Below are 12337 nucleotides of genomic sequence, written 5' to 3'. Positions count from 1 at the left end.
TGATTAAATGAAAACTTGTTACCAGCCTGGGTTCTGATAGAACTCGGGATACATACTGACATCTCTGACTTTTAGTGGCAACCAGTAGTGTTTGCTCGTGAATTTGCGCTCCAAAATGATATTCTCTTGAATATTGACGACGCGATTTTGAGACGGATCTTGGTTGTTAAATACGTCTGCTCGATCAAAGGAAACCGCTTTTTTTAAGGTGTAAGGCGCTTCGGTCAATAACAACCAGCGGCGCAGATCATTAAAGCGGTGCCCTTCGAAAGAAAGTTCGACAGCACGTTCGCGGCGTAACTCGGGAAGCAGGGATTCGGCAGAACCGAGAAACTTACTGTCCACATGTCCCACGCCAGCCCGGTCGCGTACGATATTGATTGCGTCGACCGCAGTTTTACCATAATTATCTGCTTTGCCCGTAGCCGAATTGGAAGCCATCATGGCAGCTTCTGCATACATCAGATAAACATCGGCAAGGCGCATGTAAGGGACGTAAATATGGAGCGTGGTTCCGTAACTATAAGCTTGGTCATATTTATTGGCTGTCAAAGGGATAAATTTACGTAAGACGTAGCCTGTCTGACTACCGGTACGGGTATCTCGATAGCTTCCGCCTGTATATAGGTTGGCATTGCGGTTTTTTTCTTCTGATGCGGACATGTTGCCCTGAACTACTTTTGTGCCGTCAAAGATGATATCCTTATAAAAACGTGGATCCCGATCTTTCCAAGGATATTCGGCATTATATCCCGACTCCGAGTCGGACTTAGTAATGTCCTTTATCGGTAAACCGCTTTTCATGCCATAGTAGTCAACATAATTTGCGGTTGGATTGAACTTAAGGTCGCCATCTCCGACCTCCAATGGGATATATTGTTTGCTCGTCCCCCAGTTAGATGCCCATGCATCAATGTAAGGCCCTCTAAAAATAGCTTCTGTGCTGCCGGGCATGGCCCAGTTTTGTCCGGTAGTATAAAAGTTTAAATGGATATTCGCTAGCGGTACCAGCGCATAATTTGTCTGGCCGCTTTCGACCAGAGAAAGCAATTCGCCAAAGGCTTGGGCGGCTTTTTTACAATAATCGGCGTGATAGGTTTTACTTCCTGTAGACTGAAAGTTCATCAACGGACTACCTGCCCAAAGGTAGTTTTTGCCAAGGTAGGCCAGTGCCATGATCTTATTGATGCGCAACTGGTTTTTACCCAGCGTACGTTTTCCGGCAGTAGTATTGTCCCAGTCGATGGGTAAAAGGTTTGCCGCTTCCCTAAAATCGGCTGCGGCAAGATCTGCACAGGCCTGATAGCTCAGTCGTGGTAACCGGAGCTTTTCGTCGCTCGGAAGTACATAATTAATGTAGGGCATACCGCCAAAATATTCCATCAGCCGGTGGTGAAACCAACCTCGGAAAAATAACAATTGCCCCTTGATCAGATCCTTTTCTTCTTGTGTTGCTTCGGTCAGTTTATCGATGTTTTCTAAGCCTAAGCTTATTTTGCGAAGCCCAAACCATGAGGCGCTCCATAGGTCGCGGAAGGCACGGTTGGCGAATACATCGTCGTTTTTGGTGGTGAAATCACCCTGATCCATCCAACCGGCACCCCAACCATCAAAGTCTCTTTGCCAACCCCAAAAATTACCTTCGTCTATTTTGTTGACGAAATGAAAATTGTTTGCTGTGGAAGTTATTTCATCTTCGCCCCAGTTCCAGGAGTTGGTCCAGTAGTTGTTGCTGAAATTGACTACACAGTTATACAGCTCTTCGGTGTACCCCTGGAAGTTTATAAAATTTTTAAATGCTTCTTTGGATGATACGTTGGACTGCTCTTCTTTATCTAGATATTTATTGCAGGAGAGTAATGATGTGGATGACCACAGCACACCAGTTATAAAGATTACCTTGAAATATTTTTTCATCTGTCTAATTGCTTTAAAAAGTAATGTTTGCACCTAGATTAAACCGTTTTACAGTAGGATATGCTCCTTGGGAGGCCCAGCCTGTACCGGCATAATTGGATTCTCGGTCATCGGGCATTTTCGACCAGAATACCAAGTTGTTGCCGTTTAGGAATAGGCGCAGATTCTGTAGCCCCATGCGCTTGATTACGCTCGATTCACGATTAAAATTGTAGGCTATTTCAGCGGTCTTTAATCGAATGTATGAGCCATCAAACATATACCTGTTGCCGGCGTTATAACTGCTCGGTTGCGATAGCCAGCGTGGGAGTGGCACATCGGCATTGATATTATCCTTTGACCAATAGGAGCCTTCATCGTAGGCCAGATTAAGCTGTCCCGAGAAACTATTGAAGACAACCTGCCGGGTGACATTATTGACAGCATACCATTGCGTCATGACACTGAAATTTTTCCAGTCGAAGCCAATTGTACAGTTGTATGTGTTTTGGGGAACCGAAGGAAAGGCATAAGGTATATTATCCTTGGCATCAATAATACCATCACCGTTATAATCCAAGATGTGATAATTACCGGGAAGCTTTGCAAGGTCATTGCTTTCGTGAATGGTGCTGCCATAAAGTTCGTCCCAAGTATTGTAATATCCCGAGCTCACGTAGGAATAGGTTTGATTTACCTGTTTGTTATCCGGTTTCTGATATTCTGGTAGCAATTCAGCTGCATCAGCATTGATGACTTTATCCTTAGCATGGGTAAAATTAATATCAGCCCATATTCTCCATGCGGTATTGAGTTGCTTATTAAATTTAAGTTCGACTTCATAACCTTTATTTTCTATCTCTCCAAGGTTGGCCGTTGGGGCCTCAACACCAAAATAGGATGGAATCGACCGTCCGCTACCGGTAATAAGTACATTCGTCCTATGATCTTTGAAGAAATCTACCTTTCCGGAGATTTGTCCATTGAAAAGTCCAAAATCTACACCGAAGTTTAGCTTCTTGACTTTTTCCCAGCGGATATTTGGATTTCCCAGTATATTTTCTTTATACCAGATGTACGGACTGGTATTTCCATCGGAGTAGGAGAACCGACCGTCGACACCCATTCCTGAAGTACCGCCATAAGCCCATTGCGTAAGATAGAGAAATTGCCCACCACCACTGTCGTCACCAATATCACCATAAGAACCACGCAGCTTTAACATACTCAAAAAGGATAATGGTTTTAAAAACTCTTCTTCTGAAACTAACCAACCAATACCTCCTGAGTTAAAAAAAGCAAATCTATTTTCAGGTGCGAATTTTTCTGAACCGGTATAAGCACCGTTATATTCGAGCATATATTTGTTTTTATAGTTGTAGGTTGTGCGGAATACCCAGTCTTCCCGATAGGAGGGAATAGTACTGCCTCTTCCGTATTGATTACGGTTGACTAATCCCATAGCCGAAATATTGTGGTTTTGAGCAATGGTAGTTGCATAGTTTAATTGCAACTGATAAAATAATCTTCTATAAGTGAGTCTGTCGTCAACAAATCCTGCTCCTGTTGTCCAGTCAATCCCTTCCACAAAATCAAATCTATTGGTGCCATCGAAAGGGATCTGGTAAGTCGGAAGTCCAGTTTTGGGATCTATCCACTTGCTCTGTGTGTTATTATTCGCGTCGTTGATACCGCGGTTGGCTTCCACAAAGGTGTTGTCCAGTGACAGCGTTCCACGCACATTAAGTCCTTTTGCCAAAAATTTGAGGTCCTGTTCTAGTGTAAAATCTGTTGTGATTCGGCTTGTGGTTGTATACTCTGTTCCACTGATGGCCAGTACACGTGCGGAGTTTATTCCCGCATTCGGATTTGGCGCATTGAATCCCCAGGTACCATCCGAATATCGTGGATATATTACATCGGGAGCTACGGTGTAGGCTGCAATCCAATAGGAATAATTGTTGCCGCCGCCAAATGGACTTTTTCGGACACCACGGGAGCCCGCTAGATTTGTTGAAAATTTGGTCGTTGGCGTAAGCTGGAAATCCAGATTCGAGCGCACATTAAGGCGGTTGAAGCCATAGCCTGCTTTATAACCCCTGGCGTTTTCAAATTGGCGGAACATATCGCCTTCATAGAGGTAATCCGCGTTAGCAAAGTATTTGACAAATGGGGTGCCACCGGCAATATTAATACTGCTGTTTTGTGAAAACGCTTGACTTCTAAAGAGTTCCTTCGCCCAATCGGTATTTACATAGCGTTCTCTTTCGGTTTGATCTACCGGAAAACGATATTTATTGATAATATCCTGCGGTGAATAATCGGCCCAACTTGTAGGGTTGATGCCCAATTCATACTCAATCACCTTATTGCGTAGCATCAATGCATCATAAGAATCCATTTTGCCTGGAAGCTGGGAAACGGTCTTTACAATGTTGTTGACGGTACCCCTTATCATCATTTGTCCTTCTTTACCCCGCTTAGTGGTAATTAAAATAACGCCGTTTGCCCCTCTAACACCATAGACAGCAGTTGCCGAGGCATCTTTTAGTACAGAGATTGTTTCAATAGAACTGATATCTACCGCGGATAACGGCCTTTCCACACCATCGACCATCACTAAAGGGTCGGTATTATTCCACGTGCTTCGGCCGCGGATCACGATACGAGGATCCTCTTCACCAGGCATACCTGTACTTGCAGTGGTAATTACGCCCGGTAGATTGCCTGTCAGTGCGGCACCTACGCTGGAAACACCTCCTGCGCGCTCAAGAATTTTACCGGAAGTCTGCGTAATAGCTCCTACAACGGTTTCCTTTTTCTGACGACCGTACCCGACAACTACCGTTTCTTCGATTTCGATTGACTGATCGGTTAACTGTACTTCAATGGTGTTTTTATTGTGGATATCGACTTCTATTTTGCCATATCCTAGCTTAGAAACAGTCAACAAAGTATTATCTGCCGGGACCTGGATTGTAAAAGCTCCATTATCATCAGTAGCCGTGGCCAGCGATGTGCCTTTTACCCGAATGGATGCACCGCTCACTTTTTTATGGTTACTATCGACGACAATGCCCTTTATCTGTCTTTTGGCCTGTGCAAAGAGTGTTGCTTGCCCCACGTAAAGTAGGAAAAGCAGTAAAGTGAATGGTTTAGCTATACCCCATAGCTTTTTCCAACGCCTTACTCGTGTGATTTTATATGTAATCATCATCGCATTTTTGGATTGATAAATAGGTTGAAGAATTATTGGTTAAATGTTCTTTAATTGGCGTGATACTTTTGTATCCCTATCCCCTTAGCTCATATTGATAGATATGAGGGGACAGTCAAGGATCATCAGATACTGTCATAAATTGTATATTATAATTGGTTAAATTCTCTATTATAACTGTTTCGCAACCGGTTGCATGGTTGAGATGCAATTTCCAACACTAGGAGATGCCTTTCAAATCAGTTTATAATTGTAAATCAAAGCTAGCCAATGTTAAATTTTTTGGATAGCAAGAATGTTTAAATGAAGGAAAATAATGTCAAAAATTGCCATCCATACAGCATAAATAATCGTTTCGACTAGTTTAGTAGGTATTAATTTGATAATTTAGTTGACAGTTCAGCATCGATTTTCTGTGCTGCAGATTACACACCTAAATATATGATACGGACATTACTGTTATTTACTTGGCTGTTGTTGACGTTTTTTTCTTATGGGCAAAACCAACCCGTAACCTTTCAACGCTATTATTCGAAGGACGGCCTTTCTTCCAATACTATCTATAGCATCTGTCGTGACAGTTATGGTTTTCTTTGGTTGGGAACAGAGGATGGACTTAATCGCTTCGACGGACGTCATTACAATGTATACCGGTATGACGCCAATAAGGAGAATAGTTTAATGGCTAACCATATTTCTGCGTTAAAGGAAGACAGAAAGGGGAGGATATGGATTGGTACGAACGGTGGTGGATTGAGTTATTATGATCGGGAAGCCGACCGAATTCGCTCCTATAATCTTACGCCTGATGGTAAATGGGTGAGTACTGCAATCAATTCGATTGACCAGGATGCGAATGGAAATATTTGGATTGCTTCTTACGGTGCTTTATATGTTTTGGATGTAGATAATCTACAAAAGAAGATGGATCCCACCTATAGATACATTTTGGAAACGTTTGCTGGTAAAGTAACGGGTTGCGTATTCCGGGATAGAAATAACAATATGTGGGTATCGTCGGAGAACGCAATATTCCGTATATCAGCAAACTTAAAGACCATAAAGCGTTTTGAGGTTCTTTCGGAACAGGATGGTTATGGAAATGGTATTGATATTACTTCCATTGTGGAAGATGATAAAGGCAGGATTTGGATGGGATCTATGCTAGGACTTAAATATTTGACGCCTGGAGATACCGAATTCAAGAAATTTAAATCGGAGGTCGGAAAAGGAGCGTTGAGCAGCCCCCGGGTTTATACCTTGTGCTATAATCAAAAGCAGGAATTATGGATCGGAACGGATAATGGTCTCGATGTATTGAATACCAATAATTTTACCGTTCGGACCTTCAAGCCGGACCCAAGTAATGTCCATAGCCTTTCTCATAAATCGATACGGTCGATTTGTATGGATAGCAGCGGGATCTATTGGATTGGTACTTTTCAGGGTGGCTTAAATAAGTTTGATACCAATTTAAGCCAGTTCAGCTTAAAAAGTCTTGACTTTTTGGAAGGAAGGAATGGCGATCCGGCCATCGTAACCTCGTTTGCTGCTTATCAAAATAAGATCTTTTTGGGAGTTGATGGTGGTGGTATTTGGAAATATGATCGAACAGCTGATCGATTGTCACCTTTTACACTTTCTGCTAGCCTGCCTAAAGATCTTACGGTACTAGCCTTGGAAAGAAAGCTCGATCAACTTTGGATCGGTACTTATCAGCAAGGGGTGGTTTGTTATGATTTCAATTCTGGAAATGTCAAACGATACACCGTTGGCAATAGGACAGACAACTTAAATAATAACGACATCTTTTGTTTAAAAGTTGACTTCCGGGGAGACACCTGGGTTGGGACAAATGGAGGTGGTATAAACATCATCCAAAAGGGAAGCGGGATTGTCAAAAAATACAAGCGAGCGGAGCCGTCAGATGATGGGATCGAGTTGCCTGGGAATTTTATACGTGCGCTGGCGGAAGATGAAGAACATAACATGTGGATAGGTACCTATGGATCGGGTCTAGTGATGTACGACCCTATTAAACGACATACTATAACTTATGATAAAGCAAAAAGTAAGCTTCCAAGCAATTATATATTAGCTGTACATACCGATAAAAAGGGGAATTTGTGGGTCGGAACAAATGGAAATGGGGTGGGTTTGCTACGAAAAGGGAAGACATTGTTTGAAACTCTTTCCGAGAAAGATGGTTTAGTGAATGGCGCGATCCAGAGTATTATTGAAGACGATATGGGGCGGATTTGGTTTTCGACGAATAAAGGATTGAGTTGTTACTCTCCGACAAATAATAAGTTTAAAAACTATTCAAATGCCGTAGGATTACAAGAAGGGGCTTTTATGCTTGGAGCATCGTTGAAAACAGATGATGGTGAAATTTACTTTGGCGGTCAGAAGGGTTTTAACCATTTTTATCCTGCTCATTTAAAAACGAATAGTAATCCTGCCAGGGTCGCACTAACGGATCTAAAAATTGACAATGTGGTTATTCAACCTTCAAACAAAGGTCCAATACAACAATCGCTCTTGACTGCGGATCGTATCAACCTGAAGTATAAGCAGAATTTTTCCATTTCTTTTGCTGCACTTAACCTCACCGTGCCCGAAGATAACCAATATGAGTACCGCCTTGTCGGTTTTGACAAAAACTGGATTCGAAACGGAAAGGAAAACAGCGCCTATTACACTAATTTAGATCCTGGAGATTATGTCTTTGAGGTACGTGCAAGTAACAATGATGGCATTTGGAACAGGGAAATTAAATCGATAGCTATTCACGTTGCACCACCATTTTGGCGTACAATTTATGCTTATTTATTTTATGTGTTTGCCTTTGCTGGGGTACTTTTGTCTATCAGGCATCGAGGAATTCAAAAGTTAAAGCAAAAATTTGCGCTGGAGCAGGAACGTATTCAGGCGAGGCAGCTTATTGAACAGCAAAAAAGAGATGCTGAGACCAAACATCAGTTGGATGCGATGAAGATCAGGTTTTTAACCAATTTGAGTCATGAATTTCGCACACCAATCTCTTTAATCATGGGACCCATCGATGCGTTATTGGCCAAAAGTAAAGATAACAAACTGGGCGATCAGCTTAATTTGATCAGCCGCAACGCCCGCCGGCTATTGAATTTGGTCAATCAGTTACTCGATTTTCGTAAAATGGAATACCATGAGCTAAAATTGCAGGACGAGGATGGTGAATTGGTGTCGTTTGTACAGGAAGTATACCGCTCCTTTCAGGACATGGCTTTACAAAAAGGTATAGATTATTCCTTTATTCCCTGTCAGGAAAAATTGTATTGCCGTTTTGACCGCAATAAGATTGAACGTATTTTATTTAATTTAATCTATAATGCCTTTAAATTTACAAAAAAGGGCGGGGATATCGCCGTAAGTATAACAATGGCAAATATGGTCGACAAAAAGCTTCATGTCAATCTTGAAGTTCGTGACACAGGTATCGGTGTTCCGGAGGAGCTTCAAAAGTCCATATTTGAAAGCTTTTTCCAATACGATAATGAGGGTAAAGTGGCAAGTCAAGGTTCTGGAATTGGGCTATCAATTGCCCAATCATTTGTTCAGATGTACCGTGGTGAGATTTCTGTAGACAGCCAACCGGGCAGCGGCAGTGTCTTTAAATTTGATCTGTGGTTGGATCAGGCTGAACCGCAATATGAAGAGGTGCCCGATTGTGAAGCGATAACGGCGGTACAGCCAGCTGAACTTAGGCAGAGTCCACTAGTACTGATTATTGAAGACGATGAAGATTTTAGGTATTATCTCTACGAGTCCTTAAAAGAACATTATCAAATTATTGAAGCTACTAACGGGAAGGACGGCTGGCAAAAGGCGCTTTTTCATCATCCCGATCTCGTGGTGAGCGATGTTCAGATGCCTTATATGAATGGTATGGAATTTTCTCAGAAGCTTGCCCAGGATAAACGGACAAAACATATCCCGGTCGTTTTACTGACTGCTTCACATGTCGATAATGGACTTGTCTGTGGCCTTGAGTCGGGAGCAGTCGGTTACCTGACTAAGCCCTTTGATATGGATGTATTAGTCGCTAAGGTTAACAGCTTGTTGCAGCTAAATCAGGCGTTCAAGGAAGTCTATAGTAAACAGGTATCTATTTTGGCTCCCGAAGTCACTATAGAATCCGAAAAGGATAAATTTTTACAAAAGGTACTCAAGTATGTCCACGATAATGTTGACAATCCACAATTATCGGTGGAAGCGTTAAGTGCTCATACGTTGATGAGCAGAGCCTCCCTGTATAACAAATTATTGGAACTTACGGGTATGTCACCCGTAGATTTTATCCGTTCAGTAAAATTAGAAAAGGCTGCGAGCCTGTTAGAAAAAAGTGATAAGTCTATTTCTGAAATTGCCTATGAAACGGGATTTGCCAATCCAAACTATTTTACAAAAGTCTTCAAAGCGAAGTATCAGATGACGCCGAGTGAATATATTCAATCGCAGAAAAGCGCGTCTGTGTGAGCGGTATATAATAGTTGTTTAAAAGGTTGTTTTAGATTATTTTTTGAGAAGGGTATGCTGTTTTAAACATTTTTACCCTTCTTTTTTTTATTTGTTGCAATCCTATCTACCTGAAAACAATAGTTTTGTCTTATAACCAATCGCTAGGGAGCTAGCGAATACAAAACTAATCAACTAAAAAAAATGAAATTTTTTATCGATACAGCAAGTCTTAGTGAGATTCGCTTGGCTCAGAATTTAGGTGTCCTAGATGGTGTAACGACCAACCCTTCGCTGATGGCAAAAGAGGGAATTGCAGGAACGGTTCATGTTCACGCACATTACAAAGCTATCTGTGATATTGTAGACGGTGATGTAAGTGCTGAAGTGATCTCAACTGATTACAGTTCAATGATTGAAGAGGGTAAGCTCTTGGCGGCTTTAGACAATAAGATTGTGGTTAAGGTCCCGATGACCGAAGATGGTATTAAAGCGATCAAATATTTTAGTACTAAGGGAATTAAGACCAACTGTACCTTAGTATTTTCAGCTGGTCAGGCGCTCTTAGCCGCTAAAGCCGGAGCAACCTATGTGTCACCTTTTGTGGGCAGGCTGGATGATATATCTGTCGATGGGCTGGCACTGATCCGCGAAATACGGACGATATTTGATAATTACGCTTTCCCAACCCAGATTCTTGCGGCTTCGGTACGCCACAGTGCACATATTCTGGGTTGTGCCAAAATAGGCGCAGATGTGATGACAGGGCCCTTGCAGGCGATCTTTTCACTATTAAAACACCCGTTAACGGATAGTGGACTAGCGCAATTTTTAGCTGATCATAAACGCGTTGCTGCGCAAAGTAACAATTGAGATGGTCATGACAAAACATAGTATACATAATTTAGAAGCTATTGTTAAGCAGGTACGGAGAGATATAATCCGAATGGTGCATGGATGCCAGTCAGGACATCCCGGAGGATCGTTGGGTTGTACCGAATTGTTGGTGTGCTTATACTTTGAGTTGATGCAGAGAAACGACCATTTTGACTTGGACGGCATAGGAGAGGATCTATTTTTCCTTTCCAATGGACATATATCTCCCGTTTTTTACAGTGTTCTTGCACGGGCAGATTATTTTCCGGTCGATGAACTTTCCACCTTCAGAAAACTCAATTCACGCCTTCAGGGACACCCCACGACGCATGAAGGACTTCCTGGTATTCGTGTTGCTTCAGGGTCTTTAGGACAGGGGCTTTCTGTCGCTATTGGTGCTGCACAGGCTAAAAAGCTAAACCATGACAATCATTTAGTTTATGCATTGATGGGGGATGGCGAATTACAGGAAGGCCAAGTATGGGAAGCGGCTATGTATGCCGCGCATAACAAAATGGACAATTTGATTGCCATTGTAGATTACAATGGCGCTCAGATTGATGGCGCTACCAATGATGTGCTTTCGCTGGGCGATCTACCGCGAAAATGGATGGCATTTGGCTGGACCGTTATTGAAATTATGCGAGGAAATGATATTGAATCGGTGATTTCGGGACTTCGAAAAGCTCAAGCTTCAACTGGCGTAGGCATGCCAGTAATGGTGTTGTTACATACGGAAATGGGGAATGGCGTCGACTTTATGATGGGTTCACATAAATGGCATGGCATTGCTCCCAGCGATGAGCAACTAAGCTTGGCATTAAATCAGAATGCAGAAACATTGGGGGATTATATCGCCTAATACGCAAAGGATTTTGAAATAGATTAACATGAAAAAATATACATATACAGAGTCAAAAGACACGCGTTCGGGATTTGGAGCCGGTTTGCTTGAAGCAGGAAAGCAGGACGAAAATGTGGTCGCACTATGTGCCGACCTGATCGGTTCGCTAAAAATGAACGATTTTATCAAAGCCTTTCCTGAACGCTTTTTTCAGATAGGGATTGCAGAGGCAAATATGATGGGAATCGCGGCTGGACTTACCATCGGTGGAAAAATACCTTTCACAGGAACGTTTGCTAATTTTTCAACTGGGCGAGTATACGACCAAATTCGGCAATCAATTGCTTATTCGGATAAAAATGTAAAAATAGCAGCTTCGCATGCTGGTCTGACGTTGGGTGAAGATGGAGCAACCCATCAGATATTGGAAGATATCGGATTGATGAAAATGCTTCCTGGAATGACTGTTATCAATCCTTGCGATTATAACCAGACGAAGGCCGCGACACTAGCTGCTGCTAAACATAAGGGGCCAGTTTACCTGCGATTTGGTCGTCCCGTGGTGCCGGTTTTTACGCCCGAAGATCAGGAATTTGTGATTGGTGAAGCCGTGATGCTGAATCCAGGCACTGCAGTGACTATATTGGCGACAGGGCATCTTGTGTGGGAAGCCATCCGTGCGGGCGAAGAGTTGGAAACTTTGGGTATTGACGCCGAGATCATTAATATCCATACCATCAAACCTTTGGATGAACATGCGATACTGAATTCTATTGCTAAAACCGGATGTGTCGTTACCGCTGAAGAACATAACCGTATCGGTGGACTTGGCGATAGTGTCGCACAATTGCTGACAAAGAAAATGCCGAGGCCCCAGGAATATGTGGCTGTGGATGATAGCTTCGGTGAATCGGGGCCACCGAGTGCATTGATGGATAAATATGGCTTGAATGCAGACGCAATCGTAGCAGCTGCGCTGCGGGTACTTAAAAGGAAAGAGATGTAAA

Annotated in this window: 6 protein-coding genes; 4 read left to right on the top strand and 2 right to left on the bottom strand. The window is 42.6% G+C overall.

Features of this window, described 5'->3' with window-relative positions:
• Positions 1 to 18: 18 nt before the first annotated feature.
• Both J2X77_RS06075 and J2X77_RS06070 read right to left on the bottom strand, forming a co-directional pair.
• Entirely contained in the window at positions 19 to 1917 is a 1899-nt protein-coding gene (locus J2X77_RS06075; protein WP_310079651.1) for a RagB/SusD family nutrient uptake outer membrane protein, read from the bottom strand.
• A gap of 13 nt (positions 1918 to 1930) precedes the next feature.
• On the bottom strand, positions 1931 to 5113 hold the full coding sequence (locus tag J2X77_RS06070) for a SusC/RagA family TonB-linked outer membrane protein (protein WP_293937796.1): 3183 nt from the start codon (positions 5111 to 5113) through the stop codon (positions 1931 to 1933).
• Positions 5114 to 5554: 441 nt separating this feature from the next.
• Here J2X77_RS06070 and J2X77_RS06065 point away from each other — a divergent pair, with 441 nt between their 5' ends.
• From J2X77_RS06065 to J2X77_RS06050, 4 genes are all read left to right on the top strand, one after another.
• Positions 5555 to 9631 carry a two-component regulator propeller domain-containing protein gene (locus J2X77_RS06065; RefSeq protein ID WP_293937798.1) on the top strand — a complete coding sequence of 1359 codons (4077 nt, stop codon included), beginning with the start codon at positions 5555 to 5557 and terminating at the stop codon, positions 9629 to 9631.
• 183 nt (positions 9632 to 9814) lie between these two features.
• Positions 9815 to 10483 carry a fructose-6-phosphate aldolase gene (gene fsa, locus J2X77_RS06060; RefSeq protein WP_209574973.1) on the top strand — a complete coding sequence of 223 codons (669 nt, stop codon included), beginning with the start codon at positions 9815 to 9817 and terminating at the stop codon, positions 10481 to 10483.
• 7 nt (positions 10484 to 10490) lie between these two features.
• On the top strand, positions 10491 to 11348 hold the full coding sequence (locus tag J2X77_RS06055; protein ID WP_293937800.1) for a transketolase: 858 nt from the start codon (positions 10491 to 10493) through the stop codon (positions 11346 to 11348).
• Positions 11349 to 11376: 28 nt separating this feature from the next.
• Positions 11377 to 12336 (top strand): transketolase family protein, encoded by a 960-nt coding sequence (locus J2X77_RS06050; protein WP_209574970.1) that lies wholly within the window; start codon positions 11377 to 11379, stop codon positions 12334 to 12336.
• The last annotated feature ends 1 nt before the right edge of the window (position 12337 follow it).

The sequence above is a fragment of the Sphingobacterium sp. 2149 genome (genome assembly GCF_031455655.1).
Taxonomy (GTDB): Bacteria; Bacteroidota; Bacteroidia; order Sphingobacteriales; family Sphingobacteriaceae; genus Sphingobacterium.
This window is presented reverse-complemented; position numbering and strand designations above follow the sequence as displayed.